Genomic DNA, 18,163 nt, shown 5'->3' on the forward strand with positions numbered 1-18,163 from the left:
CTTACTTCTTCCTTAGAAAGGAGGTGATCCAGCCGCACCTTCCGATACGGCTACCTTGTTACGACTTCACCCCAGTTATCCGCCCCGCCTTCGGCAGCTCCCTCCTTGCGGTTGGGTCACTGACTTCGGGCGTTGCTGACTCCCATGGTGTGACGGGCGGTGTGTACAAGACCCGGGAACGTATTCACCGCGACATGCTGATTCGCGATTACTAGCAATTCCGGCTTCGTGCAGTCGAGTTGCAGACTGCAGTCCGAACTGAGACGTTATTTTTGAGCTTTGCTTAAACTCGCGTTCTCGCTTCTCTTTGTTAACGCCATTGTAGCACGTGTGTTGCCCAAATCATAAGGGGCATGATGATTTGACGTCATCCCCGCCTTCCTCCCGGTTATCCCGGGCAGTCTCGCCGGAGTGCCCAGCTTTACCTGCTGGCTACCGGCAATAGGGGTTGCGCTCGTTGCGGGACTTAACCCAACATCTCACGACACGAGCTGACGACAACCATGCACCACCTGTCACTCCTGTCCCGAAGGAAAGCACCCATTACGGTGCGGTCAGAAGGATGTCAAGATTTGGTAAGGTTCTTCGCGTTGCTTCGAATTAAACCACATGCTCCACTGCTTGTGCGGGTCCCCGTCAATTCCTTTGAGTTTCATTCTTGCGAACGTACTCCCCAGGTGGAATACTTATTGCGTTTGCGACGGCACCGATGCCCTTGGGGCACCAACACCTAGTATTCATCGTTTACCGCGTGGACTACCAGGGTATCTAATCCTGTTTGCTCCCCACGCCTTCGAGCCTCAACGTCAGTTTTCGTCCAGCAGGCCGCCTTCGCCACCGGTGTTCTTCCTAATATCTACGCATTTCACCGCTACACTAGGAATTCCGCCTGCCCCTCCGATACTCAAGTCGCACAGTTTCCAAAGCAGTCCCGTGGTTAAGCCTCGGGATTTCACTTCAGACTTGCGCAACCGTCTGCGCTCCCTTTACACCCAGTAAATCCGGATAACGCTTGCCCCCTACGTATTACCGCGGCTGCTGGCACGTAGTTAGCCGGGGCTTCTTACTCAGGTACCGTCATTTTCTTCCCTGCTGATAGAGCTTTACATACCGAAGTACTTCTTCACTCACGCGGCGTCGCTGCATCAGGGTTTCCCCCATTGTGCAATATTCCCCACTGCTGCCTCCCGTAGGAGTTTGGGCCGTGTCTCAGTCCCAATGTGGCCGGTCATCCTCTCAGATCGGCTATCGATCGTCGCTTTGGTGGGCCGTTACCCCGCCAACTGGCTAATCGAACGCGGGTCCATCTCATACCACCGGAGTTTTTACCCCCGCACCATGCGGTGCTGTGGTCTTATGCGGTATTAACAGTCGTTTCCAACTGTTATCCCCCTGTATGAGGCAGGTTACCCACGCGTTACTCACCCGTCCGCCACTCGAAATGAAGGCTTCCGCCCGAAGGTTTCCATCTTCATTTCTCGTTCGACTTGCATGTGTTAAGCACGCCGCCAGCGTTCATCCTGAGCCAGGATCGAACTCTCAATTTAAAGTTTGTTCGTTCCGGTCAAAATAACGTTGGTCTTTCTCAGTTATTTTACCCGTTATTACTTGGTTTGGTTCTTTTTTGAAATTCTTTTGGAAGCTCACGAACACATTCGAAAAATGTCCGCAAGCCCTCTGTTTTCACAGAGATTTCAGGGTTGTTTGTACTGTCTGATCTTTGATTTTCAAGGTTCTTTGCCGAACGAGTCGGCAGCGCAGAAGGAGGGATTTGAACCCTCGCGCCGCTATTAACGACCTACTCCCTTTCCAGGGGAGCCCCTTCAACCACTTGGGTACTTCTGCAAAAAAGTACTGTGCCTGAGCCGAAACTTTTATTCAGTTTGCTCGGCGACACTCCGTGCTGCTGATTACAGCTTAATCAGTATAAATACCTGCATTCAAAAAGTCAACGACTTTTTGAAAATCTTTTTTCGATCTTATTCTCGGGTTCGCACGCTCCGAAGACACTTCCCTCAAGAAGGCTCCGAAGGGTGGTGTTGAATCAGTATAACACAAAGCTCAGGTTCTTTCCAAGCATAAATTTCAGAATCATTCGAGCGGATGATTGTAAGATGAACTAGGACAATAAAAAAGAGCCGATGACGAACTCGTGGTATGATGAAGCTACCACACACCAACACACCAGGAGGTTCGCCATGGCCCAGAACGAGTATACCACAAATAGAAAATATCGCCACCTGACACGCGAAAAGCGTGCACAGATTGAAGTGCTGCTGCAATTAAAGCTCCCCAAAAGTCGCATCGCGCGCGAAATCGGGATTGCAAGGTCAACTTTATATAATGAACTTGCCAGAGGTACTGTACAGCAGTTAGGACGGAATCTGGAGCCATACACTCGGTACTTTGGAGATTCGGGACAGCGTGTCTACGAACATCGAAGACGAAATAGTCATTGCCCCATGAAGCTGGTGAAAGCTAAGAAGTTCGTGTCTTTTGCAGTAAAGCAGATACTGACAAAGCATCTGGCACCTGATACGATTTGCGGTCTTGCCAAAGAAAAGGGCTGTTTCACCGAGCTGGTTTGCAGCAAGACACTTTATAACTATATTGAGCGTGGATTGTTAAAAGCTCGAAATATCGATCTCGCGCTAAAGGTCAAACGTAAACAACACCGTAAGGGACATCCGCAGCATAAGCGGCTGTATGGCCTGAGTATTGAAGCTCGCCCCCAAGTAGTCAATCAGCGGGAGGAGTTTGGGCATTGGGAGATTGATACCGTGGTCGGTCGAAAGGAGTCACAATCCGTTTTGTTGACACTGGATGAGCGAATCACAAGATTTCGACACATTATAAAGATACCCGGTAGAAGCACACAAGCGGTCGAGCAAGGTTTAAAAACGCTCCGAGAGCTATACGGAGAACGATTCAGCCAAGTCTTTCGCTCCATCACAAGTGACAATGGCAGTGAATTTGCTTCACTGCCACAGTTGCTTTCCACGATACCCATATACTATGCCCATCCTTACTCCGCCTACGAACGCGGACTGAATGAAAAGCAGAACTCATTGATTCGCCGGTTCTTACCAAAAGGGAGTTCTTTTGATGTAGTTACGGATGAGCAGATAAGAGAGATACAGAACTGGATCAATCAACTCCCTCGAAAATCCTTTCATTACAGTTCGCCGGAGGAATTATTTCAGACTGTCCTACTTGATCTTGCAATCTAGCAGAATCATTCGAGCGAAGACTCGCCCTCTCCCTCGGAAAGGAGCGCGAAGCGGGAACCTGCGCAAATCGGGAATACCGCGAAGCAACACCTATGACCTGGCTTCCGACAAAAGACGCACTGCGCCCCGGTACCGCAGCGCGGAGCTATGGCGCTCTCTCAGGCGGCAGAATGATTCCCCTATCTCACAGATAGTGCGGCAGGAGTAAGCCGAAATTTATGAGCATAAATCCCAAGGTAATGCAAAAACCATAGGCAAATCCGAATGCGATAGATCTGTTCGGATAGACGCGGAAGGAGAAGCGCGCATAGTCGACCGGTTTTCTGCCAACGACCTTCCCGACATTTGAGAGCAATCTGTCACCGAGGCTCGCATCCCCCGTCCGCGTTAAGGTATAGTTGCCGGCATCCGCATAAAAGGTATAGAGCTCCATGCGTGCCGTCCCGATGCCGCTTACGGTGGTGCGCATCAACGGTCTGCTGAGCGGAATCATCTCCCCCGTCTCTTTGATTGAGAGTTGCAAGCCGAATTCCCCATACGGGGATTTGCTGTACTGCTTTCCGTTTAACCAAATGCCGTAGTTTCCCGGCTCCGTGACAGTAAAGCTGCCGCTCTCTTCGATGTAGGGCTGCTCGTATAGAAGCTTCACCTTCACGTTAGCGATTATCCCGCGTATACCGAAAATAATGAGCGCCGCTCCGAGCGGCACCAAAAGATAACACAGTTGTTTCATACGCTGTCTCCCATGACTTCACATTGCGGTCTCTGTTTCAATCCGATTTTTTATTGTACCACATTAACTTTCCGCGCAGTAGAAGCATTCCTCCGACTTCGCCTTGCGCTTCGCATTACCGAAACGCAAGCCTTTTACCCCCACACCGTCATCGAGCCGCTTGAAACTCAGTTACACTTCTTCTCTCCTCGCACAAGCTTTGCTCATATTTAAGTTGCTCTCTCAAAGACTATCGTGTGCTCTTTGATAAAAATAAGCGTCCGCCCTTGCGCCGTGTTTCGGCAAAAGGGCGGACACTATCGTTTCTTCTGTATTTCCGTGTTTCTGCTTTCAGAGCTTAACTCGCTTTAATCTGTCGTCGTACCCACTGCTTCCGTCTCATCCGTTAGACCCGCGCCCGGTTCCTTCCGAAGGTCGATGCCGCGAATAATCTTCCGGAGCGGCAGGACAGATACCGGGTTTACCGAAAGTTCGTCAACGCCCATGCGGAGAAAGGTCTCCGTGAGTGCGAGATCGGCGCCGAGTTCACCGCAGATGCCGACCCAGATGCCTTGGCGATGGCCCGCATCAATGGTCATCTTAATCTGCCGAAGCACAGCCGGGTGATGCTTTGCGAGGAAGGGATCCAGCCCCGCGTTCTGCCGGTCGATGGCCAGCGTATACTGTGTGAGGTCGTTGGTTCCGATCGAGAAGAAATCGCATTCCGCCGCGAGCTCATCGGCAATCAGAACGGCTGCCGGTGTCTCAACCATGATACCGACTGCGTAATTGCCAAGCTTCACGCCCTGCTTCTTCAGTTCTTCCGCACACTCCGCGAGCAACTCCTTGCACTCTCTGAGCTCCCGCATCGAAATAATCATCGGGAACATGATGCCGAGGTTGCCGTAGGCCGATGCACGGAGCAGTGCTCTCAACTGGGTCTTAAAGAAGTCCTTCCGGGTCAGGCAAATGCGGATTGCGCGCACACCCATGGCCGGATTCTCCTCCTTCGCCATGTTCATGTACTCAACCTGCTTGTCCGCTCCGATGTCACAGGTACGGATGATGACCTGCTTCGGCGCAAGCGTCTCGACCGCCAGACGATAAGCATTAAACTGCTCCTCCTCACTCGGATAGTCTCTCGAATTGAGGTAGACAAACTCCGAGCGGAAGAGGCCCACGCCCCCCGCATCGTTTTGCTGTACAAGACCGATGTCGGAGGGGCCGCCGATGTTCGCATAGACCTGAATGGTCTTGCCGTCTATGGTCGTATTGCTCTTTCCCTTTAACTCCTGTAAAAGCGCCTTTTGCTTGGCGTCCTTTTCCTTGCGCTTCCGAAGTGACTTCGCAAGATCCTCGGTCGGTTCGATATAGGCGCAGGAATTATAGCCGTCGATGATGGCTTCCCGTCCGTCCCAGTCTTCGTCCACGTCCTTGCACTGCACCAGGGCAGGAATGCCCATGGAACGCGCAAGTATCGCTGTGTGACTGTTGAGCGATCCCTCTTTGGTGATGATGCCGAGGAGAAGCGACTTATCGAGGCGCACGGTCTCGGAGGGTGTAAGGTCCCTGGCTGCCAGAATACAGGGCTCCGTACCCTGCAGCGCATCCGCATTGATGCCGAAGAGATAGTTCAGCACCGCCTGCTCGATGTCGTAGATATCCGCCGCTCTCTCCCGCATGTACGGATCATCCATTTCCGCAAAAACCTTGGCCTGATTGTCGAAGGCCACCTTGACCGCATACTCCGCCGTGTGCTTTTGCGTCTTGATGATTTCGTTGGTTGCATCCAGAAGATCGTCGTCCTCAAGCATCATCGCATGGACGGAGAACACCTCCGCGCTGTCCTCACCGGCATCGACCAGCGCCTTTTCGTAGAGCGCATTCTGCTGTTCGATGGCGCGCTCTCTGGCGTCGTCGAAACGCTTCAGTTCGGACTCGACATCCTCAATCAGGCTGTCGCTGATTTCGAGCTTCGGCGCCTTATAAATTTTAATTTTTCCGATGGCAATCCCGTTTAAAACGCTCTTGCCGGTAGCTACCTGCATGCCTTGCCTCCTCGACTCAGAACGTCTCCTTCAGGAACTTCTCAAGCTCTGCAGCGCAGGCTTCCTCATCTTCTCCCTCAACCCGGACGGTCACAAGATCGCCCTGCTTGACGCCGAGGCCCATGAGTGCGAGCAGTTTCTTCATGTCGACGTTCTTATCGCCCTTAAAGATGGTGACGGTACTCTTATAAGCCTTGAGCTGCTTGACCAAGAGGCCTGCCGGACGAGCGTGGATGCCATTCGGGTCGGTAACGGTGTAGGTGAATTCTTTCATGATGTTATCTCCTTCTCTCGCTTACTCTGGTTATTCTGTCAACTGATTTCTACGCTCGTGTAATCGTCCGAGTTGGTGAGCAACACGACGACCAGATCCGGATGCCCCGCTGCCTTGATCTTCTCTCTGGAGAAGCGGAGTATCGGCTGACCCAGCTTCACGCTGTCGCCCTCGGAGATCAACGGCTCGAAACCGTCTCCATTCATTGCCACTGTGTCGATGCCGACATGAATCAACAGCTCCATATCGCCCGCACCGCTGATGCCGATTGCGTGCTTGGACTCCGCAACCGAGGAAATCGTGCCGTCAAAGGGCGCATACACCACGCCTTCCTCCGGCTGAATGCCGAGGCCCGCACCGAGTATGCCCTGGGCAAAGGTCTCGTCCGGAATATCCTCCTGCTTTACCGCCTGTCCCTTGACCGGTGCCGCAATCGTGCCCGCCTCACAGCGAATCACAACTTCGCCGATAAAGTTCTCTTCTTTTGCGGGTGCTTCCTTCTTCTCTTCCGCAGCCGCCGGAGCTTCCGTGTTCTCTTCCTTAAACAGGACCCAGGACGCCGCGAACGCAATGCCGCCGGAAATCGCAAGCAACACCGTATAGAGCAGCGGCTTGTTGACGGTGAGGTAGCCCGGGAGACCGGTCACACCGTAAGCCGTTGCGCCGAGGCCCATCAAGGCACCGAAGAGTGCACCGACCGCGCCGCCGACCATACCCGCGAGGAAAGGCTTATAAAAGCGCATGTTGACACCGAAGATTGCCGGCTCGGTAATGCCGAGAGAAGCGGAGAGCGCCGAGGGCACCGCGATGCTCTTGGTCTTCTGACTTCTCGCCTTGATGCCGACCGCGAGGCAGGCACCGAACTGTGCGAAGTTTGCCGCACTTGCAATCGGCATCCAGGTGTTTAAGCCCACGGAACCGAGCATGCCCGCCTCAATCACATTATACATGTGGTGCAGACCCATGACGACGGTCGCCGGGTAAATCGCACCCATAATCATAGCGCCGAGCGGATTGTGCACCAAGAGTTCCGCGCCGTTTAATACCATGGTCTCAAGACCCGAGAAAATCGGTCCGATTACCATAAAGGTGAGGAGCGCCGTGATCATCACCGTGCAGAGCGGGGTAATGAAGAGATCCAGCATCTCCGGCACGTGGTCGTGGAACCACTTCTCAATCTTACTCATACAGAAGACAGACAGGATGACCGGAATCACGTGGCCCTGATAGCCGAGCTGGTTAATCTGTCCCAGGGCATAGTTCGGGAAAATCTGTATCTTTCCGAAGAGATACCAGACCTCATAGCCGTTCGCCGCATTCCAGCCGTTCGTCAGCGAAGAGTGAATCATCAAGAGACCCACGACCGCGCCGAGGAAGATGTTGCCGCCGAAGACACGTGCCGCCGAAACCGCCACGATGACCGGCAGGTAGGCAAAGGCCGTGTTCGCGACCATGTCGAGGAAGGCAAACCAGTCGGAACCGGCAAAGCCGAGTCCCGGAATCTTAGCGAGTGCCTCCACCAGTCCCATCATGAGACCCGAGGCGACAATGGCCGGCAGAATCGGGACAAAGACATCGCCGATCGGCTTTAAGAGTCTCTTCCAGAGCGGCTGCTGTGCGGCCGCTGCGGCCTTGACATCGTCCTTCGTGGCCGCCGTCATACCGGTAATGTTCAGGAACTCCTCATAGACCTTGTTGACCGTTCCCGTGCCGATGATCAGTTGCAGCTGTCCGTTCGACTCAAACATGCCTTTGACGCCTTCCACATTGTCGAGGTAGTTCTTGTCGACCTTGCTGTTGTCCTGGATCACCAGCCTGAGTCTCGTCGCGCAGTGCGCGGCCTGTGCGACATTCTCACGCCCACCGATGTGGTCGACGATTTCCTGTGCGCACTTCCTGTAATCCAGTGCCATAAATCCAACCCCTTTCCGAAGCAACCCGTATTTCACGGGACCTTTGTATCCGCCTCCGCCGTCCGGCGGTAAACTGAATGATTACAGGAGCCCGAGTTTTTCGAACGCGATATAAATCCCGTCTTCCGAGACCGCCGGGCAGACCCAGTCGGCGCGCTCTTTGAGCGCCGGAGAACCGTTCTCCATGCAGACCGCATACCCGACAGTCTCCATCATCTCCAAGTCATTCATGCTGTCACCGAACCCTATGGTATCTGCGATATCCGCGCCGAAATAGTCGACGATACGGCGAACACCCTTGCCCTTGTCAAAATCGTGGCTCACGATTTCGCCGTTCACACAGCCGTGGGCCGGCACATCTTGGATGACAAAGTGAAAGTCTTTTTCGAGCAACTGCTTGCACTCCGCAAGCTGCGATGCTTCCCGCGCCATAATGACGATTTTATGAATCTCCTCTCCCGCGTACTCGGACATAGGCCGTATGCCGAGACTCGCGGACAAGGCTTTGCGCCAGCGCTCAATCTCGGAATTTCCGCCCTCGGTACTGTCGAGAAAGTCCTTCAAATCCGCATCGCCGAAGGACCCTTCCGTTCCCTCTATGGTGCAGAAGACACCATTCCGATGAAGGGTGTCCAGCGCGAGCTTTAAGGTCTCCGCGGGAATCGGGTGGTCGTAGAGCACCTTATCCCCGACTTTAACATAGCCGCCGGAACTTGCCACCATGCCGTCAAAGGGATAGCGGAGTAACGGCCGCAACATATCCGGATTTCTACCGGTACAAAGAAAAAGCTTGTGCCCCTTTTTCCGCGCCTGTTCCATGGCGCGCACCGCGGAGTCGGGCGGCGTATTGGTACCGGCCTCTGTCAGGGTTCCGTCAATGTCCAGAAAAATTAACTTACTCATTTCTTTGTACCCTTTTTCTTTCCGGCGTCCCGCTTCGTCTTACCGGCTTTTCCGGACTTCTTCGCGGCCTCCTCTGCTCGCATCACGGCCTCGACCGTCTTGCGCGCCGCTTCTTCGGCCGCTTTCCTTTCTTCGGCCGCCTTCTGTTTTGCGGCTGCTTCCTGTTCTGTGGCCTCCTCGCTTGCTTTCTCGTCGGCCTTTTTCATTTCTTCCGCTTTTTCGACCGTCTTCTTTGCTGCCGTTTCCTCGGCTTCTTCCTTTGCCTTGACTTTCTTATCGGCCTCCTGTTCGGCTTCTGCGACCGGCTTTTGTTCCGGCTTCCGTTCCGTTTTCTTTGCACCGGAGGCCTTCTTTTTCTCGGCTGTCTTCCGCTCTTTCTCAGCTTCCTTTGCCGCAGCCTCCCGCGCGGCCTCCGCCTCCCTTTCTCGCTTCTCTTCTTCTTCCCGACTCCACAGGAGCCAAGCAAAATCGAAGGCCGGAATGCCGACTGCCTGTGCGCGCCGCGGCACGCCCGTCATGAGATCCGTGTAGTTTTCCGGCTCATTGACCCAGGCGGTCTCATCCTGAGGACTGAAGTTAAACAGTGCCACCAGCTTCTCCCCGTCATAATAACGGCCTATGCCGAGAACATGATCGTTGTAGGTCTCGATAATCCAGGTGTCCGCAGCCGTCAGGAAGACCGGATGTTCGCTCCGCATGGTCTCGAGTTTTCGGAGCGCATTGAAAATCCTGCCCTCTCGGCTCTCCGTATCTTTTCGAAGTGCCGCCTCGTCCCAGGAGAAGTTACCTCTGTGCAGGTAGCGCGAATCGTCCCACTTATAGGGATCGTTGTGGTAGCCGTAATCGTTCAACTGACCGATCTCATCTCCGGAATAAATGACCGGAACACCGGACTGGGTGAAGAGAAAGGCGTGCAGCATGATGTGCAGGCGAATCGCGCGGTCCAGTTTCCAAACATTGCCCTCGTATTCCGCCGCCTCAATGCCGCAGAGCGAGGCCGTGGTTCCGCAGAGTCTTGCGTCTCCGAGTCGCGGATCGTCGTTATAAAGCTCTCCTCTTGCATCCGAGCCGTAGAAATAACCGCGGAGGCAGTCGTTTAAGAAGCGCTTATGCCCCACTTCATCTATGCCGAACTGCTTTAAGAAGCCGTAATCCAAGCCCCAGCCGATGTCGTCGTGGCAACGCAGGTAGTTGAGGAATAAATACTGCTTCGGCAGCGCAAAAATCTGTCCGAGCTGGTGCTTTAAGAGGCGCACATCCTTGGTCGCCACCGTGTGCCAGGTCGTCGCCATGGTCGTGACATTGTAGAGTATGTGGCACTCCGGCTTTTCGAGCGTTCCGAAATAAGGCACAACCTTCGAAGGCTCCATTACGACTTCGCCGAGAATCTGCGTTGCCGGGCACACGATTTCCGCTGCCATCCGCATGATGCGGACTATGGTGTGCACCTGCGGGAGGTTACGGCAGTCCGTGCCGAGCGACTTCCAAATGTACGGAATCGCATCGAGGCGGATGATATCCGCGCCCTGGTTGCAGAGAAAGAAGAGGTTCTCCGTCATGTCGTTAAAGACCGTCGGGTTCGCGTAGTTCAAATCCCACTGATAGGGATAGAAACTGGTCATAACCACCTTTCCGACTTCATTACACCAACTGAAATTTCCCGGCGCGGTCGTCGGGAACACCTGCGGCACCGTGCGATCAAAGTCGTTCGGGATATTCCAGTTGTCAAAGAAGAAATAGCGGTCCTGGAACTCCTTCTCACCGGCGCGGGCGCGTCTCGCCCACTCGTGATCCTCCGAAGTGTGGTTCATTACAAAATCAAGGCATACGCTCATGCCGCTTTTATGGCAATCCGAGGCAAGTGCCGCGAAGTCTTCCATGGTCCCGAGCTCCGGCTCTACCTGACGGAAGTCCGCCACCGCATACCCGCCGTCCGAACGCCCCTTGGGACTTGCGAGCAGTGGCATGAGATGAATGTAAGTCACACCTGCCTCTTTGAGATAGGGAAGTTTTTCCCGCACGCCGCGAAGATTTCCAGCGAAGCAATTCGTGTACAGCATCATGCCGAGTACTTCGTTGCTGCGATACCAGCCCGCACTCTGCTCCCGCTCCCGATCCAGGACCTTGAGTTCCTCCGGACGCGCTTCGTACATCCGCTCGAGCATGGAAAGAAAATACCGAAAGGCATTTTCGTCATTATGGTACAGTTCCGCATAGAGCCACTTTAACTCGTCCAGACGTTTCTCCAAGCGCTCCGCAAACTCTCTTGTAAGTCCTGCACGTTCTCCCATGGAAATCCCCCCTATTTTTTGTCTATATTATATCGAAGCCACCTCTTCTCCGCAATCAAAATACCGGCAAAATTGTTGCGGGCATTGACAGAGATTGCCGCTTTCATGTATACTTCATTCACTACACTTGGAGAGGTGTCGGAGCGGTCATAACGAGGCGGTCTTGAAAACCGTTAGTCCTTCGGGGCACATGGGTTCGAATCCCATCCTCTCCGCGAAGAGAGAAGCACGCAAATAGGCCAAAGGTGGCTTAGATGCGTGCTTTTTCTGTGCCCCGTTGTGTCGAAATATCTGCCGCAGCAGATGAAAAACCTCCGCAATTGGGTACACATGCAACACGAATGCAACACGTCCCCACTGCGATAAGCAACACGGCATTCAACCGGGGCGTCACGCCGGTGGCAGGGACACCCGGGGCTCTGCTTCGGCACCCTTCATTTCGCTTTTCTCACGCTTTATTCCGGCAGTATTCGCTGATATTATCAGCGTTTTTGTTCATATCTCTTTCCTGCGATGAATGGCTATAACTATATTTTTACTTACGGTTCCGCTGTGTGTCTCCACACCCGCACAGCTTATTTTGCACTTCCGAGAATCTTGCCGTTTTTACGCTCCCGCTAAGCTCGATCCCTCTTCGCATGCTCCGTATTCCCTATACCGAGCACCCCTATTCCCGAACAAAAACACCGGCAGCGAATTCTCTTTCGCTGCCGGTGTTCATTTGATGATTGCACATGTCACACTGTAGCGGCTCAGTGCCGCGTCTCACGACTTTTAATCCAAAGCTCCGCCCTTGCCATATCTTCCGGCGTGGTGAGCTTCTGATTTTGTTCTTCACCTACCACGAGCTTCACGGGACAGCTGCCGAACAGTTCCATGACCTGCGCGTCATCGGTCGCGAGCCGGGCGCACGCATCCTTTGCCGCACGCGCCCGGGCATAGGCCTCGTAGGCCGCACAGATCTCCGCATAGAAGAAAACCTGCGGGGTCTGCGCCGCAAAGAGCAGGGCGCGCGGCGGTGTGTCCGCGACAAAGCCCTCCGGATTCCCGAGCTTAATCGTGTCCTTTACCGGCAGCACCGGAATGGCCGCGCCGTAGCGCTCTCCCGCCTCCCGCATGCGCGTAAGAAGTTCCCGCGATACAAAGGGGCGCGCGGCGTCGTGGATGAAAACCAGCTCCGTACCGCGCGGTCGAAGGGCAGTGAGTCCCGCAAAGACCGAGTCACAGCGCTCCGTGCCGCCCTCCACGGCAGCGACCAATTTGCAAAAGCCGTACTCCTCCCGATATGTCCGGTAGAGGGCTTCCGCCTCTCCCCGCGGTGTGACCAAAACAATCTCTTCGATCTCGCTCTCCGAGAGCGCCTTCAGCGCATGCCAGAGCACGGTATGCCCTGCGAGCAGCAAAAACTGCTTCGGAATTTTGCTCTGCATGCGCGCGCCGTGCCCGCCCGCAAGCAGGACAGCCGCCATCTTTTTTCTCTCCATCTCAGCGCTCCCCGAGTTTCAGATTCGGAACGGCATTCAAATCCCAGCCGCTTCTTCTGCCCGCCTGATACTCATAGTAGGCCGCGGAACCTATCATGGCCGCATTGTCCGTGCAAAGCCCGAGCTCCGGATACGTGAGGGTATAGCCGGCCGCCTCACAGGCAAGCCGCATGGCCTCGCGGAGCGCGGAGTTCGCAGCGACGCCGCCCGCCATGGCAATGGTCTTGCAGCCATAATCCCGCGCGGCCTCCATGGTATGGGAGACCAGAACCTCCACGGCCGCTTTTTGAAAGGAGGCCACGAGATCGGCGACCGGAATCTCCTCCCCCGTCATCTTCGCGTGATTCTGATAGTTCAACACCGCACTCTTTAAGCCGCTGAAGCTGAAATCATAGGGCGAACCCGCGACCTTGGCGCGCGGAAAGGCGATGGCATCGGGATTTCCCTCCCGCGCCTTTTTATCGATCTTCGGCCCTCCCGGGTAACCGAGCCCCACCGATCTCGCCACCTTGTCGAAGGCCTCGCCCGCCGCATCGTCCCGGGTTTGCCCGAGGATGCGGAACTTTCCGTAGTCTTCGACCATCACGAGATTTGTGTGTCCGCCGGACACAATGAGACAGAGGAAGGGCGGCTTTAAATCCGGATTCGCAATAAAATTCGCCGAGACATGCCCCTCGATGTGGTTTATACCGATTAAGGGCTTGCCCGCCGCCCAAGCCATGGCCTTTGCCGCAGAGACGCCGATTAAGAGCGGTCCCACGAGTCCGGGACCGTAGGTCACCGCGACGGCATCCACCTCCCGAAGCGTCATCTCCGCGTTTTCGAGTGCCTGCTCTACGACCTGGTTGATTTTTTCGATGTGCGCACGCGATGCGATCTCCGGAACCACACCGCCGTAGAGCGTGTGGGTCTCAATCTGGGAGTAAATCACATTCGACCTCACGGTTCTGCCGTCCTCTACGACCGCCGCCGCCGTCTCATCGCAAGAACTTTCGATTGCAAGAATTCGCATTACGCCTCCTCCGGGAAATCCAGTTCCATGGTCCAGCCGTCCTTCGCCGCCTTGGCCGCCGGGAAGATTTTTCGGATCCCCTCCATAAATTCTTCCGGGTAGTTGAGCGAGGGGCTGTAGTGCGTGAGCCAGAGCTCCTTCGGCTTAGCCTCCGCCGCGAGCTTTGCCGCCTCCTGCATGGTCATGTGCTTATGCTCCCGCGCCTTCTGCTGCTTGTCCGGCTCACCGTACATGCCCTCGCATATCATGAGATCCGCATCCTTTGCGTATTCCGCAATGGCCGGGACCGGACGCGTGTCGGTGCAATAGCTGACCTTGAGTCCGCGCCGCGCTTCGCCGAGCACCATGTCCGGCGTATAGACCTTGTCCCCGTCCGTGATGGTCTGTCCCTTCTGCAAGGGGTTCCAGAATTTCAGCGGTATGCCCTGCTCCTTGGCGCGCGCCGCGTCAAAGCGGCCGATGCGGGGTATGCTGATGCAGTAGCCGTAGCAGAGCACATTGTGATTTACGCGGTAGGCCTCGATGACATAGGGGCCGAGCTTCCGCTCCTCTCTCTGCTCGCTGAGTTCCGAAAAGTAAATCGGAAACGGGAGTTCCGGCGCAATGCTCCGGAGAGCCGTCACCACGCGCTCCAAGCCCTTCGGACCTATCATGAGCAGCGGCTCGTGGCGCTCTGCGTTTCCCATGGTGAGGAGCAAACCCGGCAGCCCGCTGATGTGATCCGCGTGGTAGTGCGTAAAGCAAATCACATCGATGGAACGCGGGCTCCAGCCCTTCTCCCGGAGCGCTATCTGCGTGCCCTCCCCGCAGTCAATGAGCAGCGAGGAGCCGTTGCAGCGCGCCATCATAGACGTGAGCCAGCGATACGGCAGCGGCATCATGCCGCCGGTTCCAAGGAGACAAATATCAAGCATCCGTAACCTCTTCTTTCCAATCAGATAAACTTCGATTCCAGTAAATCAGCGCATCCTCTACCGGATTTTCGTAATACATCTTTCTTCTGCCCGCAAGCAGAAAACCATGTTTCTCATACAGTCGAATCGCAGCTGCGTTTCCGGCTCTCACTTCAAGCGTGGCCGCCTCCGCGCCCCGCGCACACATTTCGGCAAGCCCCGCGCGAAGCAGTGTAAGCCCGCAGCGCTTTCCCCTCTCCTCCGGAACGACCGCAATGCGCATCAGTTCCGCCTCATCGCCGAGCACACGCACGTTTACATAGCCGAGCAGTGTGTTCTCGGAGACAAGCACAAAGACGCTGTCATAGGGGGATACAAGAAGTTCCGAGAGCAGCCGAAAAGACCAAGGATCCGGAAAACAACGGCGTTCTGCTTCCGCCATTGCCTCCAGATCCGATGCGACCGCGCGTCGCAATTCGGGCTCTGCGCTCAACGCTCCGCCCTCGCTTTTTTCGGGCTCACGCCTGCCGCGAGTTCCCGCTCCAAATCATATTGTATCGCTTCCTCGCGCTCGCGCTCTGCCTGACTCTTTCTCAGATACTCCGGGGCAAAGTCTTCCGCGGGAACGGTCTTTCCCGCCGCCGCGTAAATCTCTCCGAGCGCCGCGACCGAGGCCGCACGCGCACGGCTGTTGTTCGGCGCCGCGACCGCATACGGCACGCTGAGCAAGGCCGCAAGCCGCGAAACCACCGGAACGCCGTCGCCGAGGAAAATAACCGCCTCGCCGCGCGCATTGAGTTCTTCGATCAAAGCCTCTGCCGCTACGGCGCGCGGCGCCGTTACTTCCGCGAGACAGCCGCTTTCCCCGAACGCGGATTGCTCTTTGCGCGTCCAACGGTAAAGGCCGTTGTAGAGCTGATTCCGTCTCGCGTCCATGACCGGGCAGATCAACGAATCGCTGCCCGCCAGGTTAAAGGCGAGCGCTTCCAGGGTGGAAACCGCAACCAGCGGCTTTCCGAGCGCAAGACCCAGGCCCTTTGCCGTCGCCGCGCCGATACGAAGCCCCGTAAACGAACCCGGCCCCGCGGAAATCGCAATGGCATCGATTTCGGCGGGGTTCAGTTCCAATATACGCTTTACTTCATCGAGCATGGGCAGCAGGGTCTGCGAGTGTGTTTTTTTGTCGGTCACGGTATATTCCGCCGTCAAAATTCCGTCACTCACAAGCGCGACCGAAGCGGTCAGTGCCGCGCTTTCAATTCCGAGTATTTTCATGCTTCGCCTTCCTTTGCCGGAAAGCCGGAAACGCGGAGTTCTCGCACATCGTCTCCACGTTCCGGCACACGGGAAATCTTAACGTGCACGGTGTTTTCCGGGAGGCAGTCCGGCATTCTGGAAGCCCATTCCACCAGACTGACGCCCTCCCCGTAAAAGCAGTCTTCGTAGCCGATCTCATCCATCTCGCCCTCGTCTTCGAGACGATAGAGGTCGAAATGCCAGAGCGGCAGACGTCCGCCCTCGTAGCTCTGTAAAATGGTAAAGGTGGGACTGGTCACCGGCTCCGTGATGCCGAGGCCGCGCGCAAATCCGCGCGCAAAGGCCGTCTTGCCGGCGCCTAAATCTCCCTCGAGCGCAATCACGGTTCCGGGCGGAACCACCGCCGCGAGTTCGGCCGCAAAGCGCTCGGTTTCCTCCTCCGAGCGACTCTCGCGCGTCAAATTCATTCCGCGAGCTCCGCGCGTATCATCGCGAGGATATTCGGAACCTTGGCCGCTCTCTCGCGATAGGTAAACTCTGTCATCGGCGCGCTGACAATCGCGACTTCCTCAAGTCCGGGCAGCTGAATCACGCGCTCTGCCTCAAACTGCTCCTTCGCGGCCGCAAGCGAAGCCGCATCGCCCGAGAGACGCACAAAGTAGCGGTGCTTTTCGCTCTCGTGAGAAGTGACCGTCTGACGCTCCGCCGTCCAACCGAAGCGCACATTCTCGTTCTTATGCTTGCCCGCCTCCATCATGTCCGCGAGCACCGCACTTGCGGTCGGGAGCTTACCCGCGCCGCTGCCGTAGAGCATGGTCGTGCCGAGAAGATTCCCCTTAATCACAATGCCGTTGTAGACACCGTGTACCGCATAGAGCGGATTCTCATCGCTTACAAGCAGCGGGAACACGCTGACCGTGACCTGATCTCCGGCAAACTGCGCCGAACCGACCAGCTTAATCGAAGCTTTGAGCTCGGATGCATAGCGGAAGTCCGTGCTGTCGATCTTCGAAATGCCCTCGGTGTAGACATCCTCGAAATTCACCTCTTTGCCCGTGACCAGCGAGGAGAGGATGGCAATCTTCCGGCAGGTGTCATGACCCTCGATATCCGCCTCCGGATTCCGCTCCGCATAGCCGAGGCGCTGCGCATCCGCAAGCACATCGCCGAACTCTGCGCCCTCGCGGTCCATACGCGTCAAGATGTAATTGGTCGTGCCGTTCAAAATACCGGTAATCTCCGTAATTACCTGGCCCTGATATCCGGTTCCGAGCGTGCGAATCACCGGGATGCCGCCGCCGACCGCAGCCTCGAAGAAGAAGTTGACCTTCTTTTCGCGCGCAATCCGCAAAAGCTCCGTGCCGTGCGCCGCGACCAGTGCCTTATTGCTCGTCACGACATGCTTGCCCTTTAAGAGTGCCGCCTTGACAAACTCATAGGCCGGCGTCGTGCCGCCCATGGTCTCGACGACCAAGGAAATCTCCTCATCCTCTTCGATGTCCGAAAACTTATCCGTAATCAGCTTCTCCGCCGGATCTCCCGGAAAACTTCTGAGGTCCAGAATGCGCTTGATTTCAATTCCCTCTCCGACTTCTCTCTCAATCACCGCCTGATTGACCTTAACCGCCTCGTAGACACCTGCACCGACGGTACCGTAACCCATAATTGCTGCTTTGATCATTGTTTCACTCCCTCGATAAAATCGTTACTTCGCGGACGCCCCGCAGTCCCTCCATCTCCTCTACCATGCCGGACAGATCCCCGGTCTCCTGCCGCACCTCGAGTGAGAGCGAGACCGTTGCCATCCCGTTTAAGGGAATCGACTGGTGTATGGTGATGATATTCGCCTGTGAGCGCGCAACCGCCGCGAGCAAGTCCGCGAGCAATCCCGGCTCATCCAAAATATCAATGGAGAGCGTGATTCTCTGTCCGCTCACACTGTCGCCGAACGGAAAAATGTCGTCTTTGTACTTATAGAATGAGCTTCTGCTGATTCCGGTCTGCTCGGTCGCCTCACTGACCGACATACCCCGATTGGCCCGGAGCAGTCTCTTGGTCTCGACGACGCGAAGCAGCACTTCCGGTACCGCCTTGCGGCGGACGACAAAGTATCTGCCTTCTTCTTCCATCTGTACGTCCTCTAAAA

At 55.6% G+C, this 18,163-nt stretch carries 15 protein-coding genes, 2 tRNA genes and 1 rRNA gene; 2 read left to right on the forward strand and 16 right to left on the reverse strand.

Going from position 1 to position 18,163, the window contains the following annotated elements; translation table 11 throughout:
• Positions 1–16: 16 nt before the first annotated feature.
• Both QU660_RS06315 and QU660_RS06320 read right to left on the reverse strand, forming a co-directional pair.
• Positions 17–1,547 (reverse strand): 16S ribosomal RNA (locus tag QU660_RS06315).
• Between the two features lie 209 nt (positions 1,548–1,756).
• Positions 1,757–1,845, reverse strand: a tRNA-Ser gene (locus QU660_RS06320).
• 353 nt (positions 1,846–2,198) lie between these two features.
• Between QU660_RS06320 and QU660_RS06325 the strand changes: the two genes are divergently transcribed.
• Positions 2,199–3,230: an IS30 family transposase gene (locus QU660_RS06325; RefSeq protein ID WP_304945692.1), complete on the forward strand. Its 1,032-nt coding sequence runs from the start codon at positions 2,199–2,201 to the stop codon at positions 3,228–3,230.
• Between the two features lie 184 nt (positions 3,231–3,414).
• Here QU660_RS06325 and QU660_RS06330 read toward each other — a convergent pair whose 3' ends face one another.
• The 6 genes from QU660_RS06330 to QU660_RS06355 all read right to left on the reverse strand — a co-directional run bounded on the left by QU660_RS06330 (position 3,415) and on the right by QU660_RS06355 (position 11,371).
• Positions 3,415–3,963 (reverse strand): hypothetical protein, encoded by a 549-nt coding sequence (locus QU660_RS06330; RefSeq protein WP_304945693.1) that lies wholly within the window; start codon positions 3,961–3,963, stop codon positions 3,415–3,417.
• A 347-nt stretch (positions 3,964–4,310) separates the two neighbouring features.
• Positions 4,311–5,990: a phosphoenolpyruvate--protein phosphotransferase gene (gene ptsP, locus QU660_RS06335; protein ID WP_304945694.1), complete on the reverse strand. Its 1,680-nt coding sequence runs from the start codon at positions 5,988–5,990 to the stop codon at positions 4,311–4,313.
• 16 nt (positions 5,991–6,006) lie between these two features.
• Complete coding sequence (locus QU660_RS06340) at positions 6,007–6,264, reverse strand: HPr family phosphocarrier protein (protein WP_304945695.1); 258 nt, start codon at positions 6,262–6,264, stop codon at positions 6,007–6,009.
• A gap of 38 nt (positions 6,265–6,302) precedes the next feature.
• Positions 6,303–8,213 (reverse strand): PTS beta-glucoside transporter subunit IIBCA, encoded by a 1,911-nt coding sequence (locus QU660_RS06345; RefSeq protein ID WP_304945696.1) that lies wholly within the window; start codon positions 8,211–8,213, stop codon positions 6,303–6,305.
• Positions 8,214–8,258: 45 nt separating this feature from the next.
• Positions 8,259–9,080, reverse strand: coding sequence for an HAD family hydrolase (locus tag QU660_RS06350; protein ID WP_304945697.1), 822 nt, complete (start codon positions 9,078–9,080; stop codon positions 8,259–8,261).
• Entirely contained in the window at positions 9,077–11,371 is a 2,295-nt protein-coding gene (locus QU660_RS06355) for an alpha-amylase family protein (RefSeq protein ID WP_330693182.1), read from the reverse strand. Before QU660_RS06355 ends, QU660_RS06350 begins: the two co-directional genes overlap by 4 nt.
• Before the next feature lie 129 nt (positions 11,372–11,500).
• Here QU660_RS06355 and QU660_RS06360 point away from each other — a divergent pair.
• A tRNA-Ser gene (locus QU660_RS06360) sits at positions 11,501–11,586 on the forward strand.
• A 537-nt stretch (positions 11,587–12,123) separates the two neighbouring features.
• Here the strand turns inward: QU660_RS06360 and ispD are convergent.
• From ispD to QU660_RS06400, 8 genes are read right to left on the reverse strand one after another with little or no spacing between them, the layout of a single operon-like run.
• On the reverse strand, positions 12,124–12,855 hold the full coding sequence (gene ispD / locus QU660_RS06365) for a 2-C-methyl-D-erythritol 4-phosphate cytidylyltransferase (protein ID WP_304945698.1): 732 nt from the start codon (positions 12,853–12,855) through the stop codon (positions 12,124–12,126).
• Between the two features lies 1 nt (position 12,856).
• Positions 12,857–13,867 carry a tRNA (adenosine(37)-N6)-threonylcarbamoyltransferase complex transferase subunit TsaD gene (gene tsaD / locus QU660_RS06370; protein WP_304945699.1) on the reverse strand — a complete coding sequence of 337 codons (1,011 nt, stop codon included), beginning with the start codon at positions 13,865–13,867 and terminating at the stop codon, positions 12,857–12,859.
• The gene (locus QU660_RS06375) at positions 13,867–14,781 is read right to left on the reverse strand and encodes a ribonuclease Z (RefSeq protein WP_304945700.1); all 915 of its coding nucleotides are present in this window, start codon (positions 14,779–14,781) and stop codon (positions 13,867–13,869) included. The genes tsaD and QU660_RS06375 overlap by 1 nt, the downstream gene beginning before the upstream one ends.
• A complete protein-coding gene (rimI, locus tag QU660_RS06380) occupies positions 14,774–15,253 on the reverse strand; it encodes a ribosomal protein S18-alanine N-acetyltransferase (protein WP_304945701.1) in 480 nt (159 codons plus the stop codon). The genes QU660_RS06375 and rimI overlap by 8 nt, the downstream gene beginning before the upstream one ends.
• Entirely contained in the window at positions 15,250–16,035 is a 786-nt protein-coding gene (gene tsaB, locus QU660_RS06385) for a tRNA (adenosine(37)-N6)-threonylcarbamoyltransferase complex dimerization subunit type 1 TsaB (RefSeq protein ID WP_304945702.1), read from the reverse strand. The genes rimI and tsaB overlap by 4 nt, the downstream gene beginning before the upstream one ends.
• A complete protein-coding gene (gene tsaE, locus QU660_RS06390; RefSeq protein WP_304947234.1) occupies positions 16,032–16,478 on the reverse strand; it encodes a tRNA (adenosine(37)-N6)-threonylcarbamoyltransferase complex ATPase subunit type 1 TsaE in 447 nt (148 codons plus the stop codon). The genes tsaB and tsaE overlap by 4 nt, the downstream gene beginning before the upstream one ends.
• 2 nt (positions 16,479–16,480) lie before the next feature.
• Positions 16,481–17,698 (reverse strand): homoserine dehydrogenase, encoded by a 1,218-nt coding sequence (locus tag QU660_RS06395; protein WP_304945703.1) that lies wholly within the window; start codon positions 17,696–17,698, stop codon positions 16,481–16,483.
• Positions 17,699–17,702: 4 nt separating this feature from the next.
• The gene (locus QU660_RS06400) at positions 17,703–18,146 is read right to left on the reverse strand and encodes an ACT domain-containing protein (protein ID WP_304945704.1); all 444 of its coding nucleotides are present in this window, start codon (positions 18,144–18,146) and stop codon (positions 17,703–17,705) included.
• Positions 18,147–18,163: the final 17 nt, after the last annotated feature.

The organism is Stomatobaculum sp. F0698 (genome assembly GCF_030644385.1).
In the GTDB taxonomy this organism is placed as follows: Bacteria; Bacillota; Clostridia; order Lachnospirales; family Lachnospiraceae; genus Moryella.

Bases quoted from the DNA above. Each gene is read 5' to 3' on its own strand.
- QU660_RS06325 (WP_304945692.1), top strand. From the start codon at position 2,199: ATGGCCCAGAACGAGTATACCACAAATAGAAAATATCGCCACCTGACA.
- QU660_RS06330 (WP_304945693.1), bottom strand. From the start codon at position 3,963: ATGAAACAACTGTGTTATCTTTTGGTGCCGCTCGGAGCGGCGCTCATT.
- ptsP (WP_304945694.1), bottom strand. From the start codon at position 5,990: ATGCAGGTAGCTACCGGCAAGAGCGTTTTAAACGGGATTGCCATCGGA.
- QU660_RS06340 (WP_304945695.1), bottom strand. From the start codon at position 6,264: ATGAAAGAATTCACCTACACCGTTACCGACCCGAATGGCATCCACGCT.
- QU660_RS06350 (WP_304945697.1), bottom strand. From the start codon at position 9,080: ATGAGTAAGTTAATTTTTCTGGACATTGACGGAACCCTGACAGAGGCC.
- QU660_RS06355 (WP_330693182.1), bottom strand. From the start codon at position 11,371: ATGGGAGAACGTGCAGGACTTACAAGAGAGTTTGCGGAGCGCTTGGAG.
- ispD (WP_304945698.1), bottom strand. From the start codon at position 12,855: ATGGAGAGAAAAAAGATGGCGGCTGTCCTGCTTGCGGGCGGGCACGGC.
- tsaD (WP_304945699.1), bottom strand. From the start codon at position 13,867: ATGCGAATTCTTGCAATCGAAAGTTCTTGCGATGAGACGGCGGCGGCG.
- QU660_RS06375 (WP_304945700.1), bottom strand. From the start codon at position 14,781: ATGCTTGATATTTGTCTCCTTGGAACCGGCGGCATGATGCCGCTGCCG.
- tsaB (WP_304945702.1), bottom strand. From the start codon at position 16,035: ATGAAAATACTCGGAATTGAAAGCGCGGCACTGACCGCTTCGGTCGCG.
- QU660_RS06395 (WP_304945703.1), bottom strand. From the start codon at position 17,698: ATGATCAAAGCAGCAATTATGGGTTACGGTACCGTCGGTGCAGGTGTC.
- QU660_RS06400 (WP_304945704.1), bottom strand. From the start codon at position 18,146: ATGGAAGAAGAAGGCAGATACTTTGTCGTCCGCCGCAAGGCGGTACCG.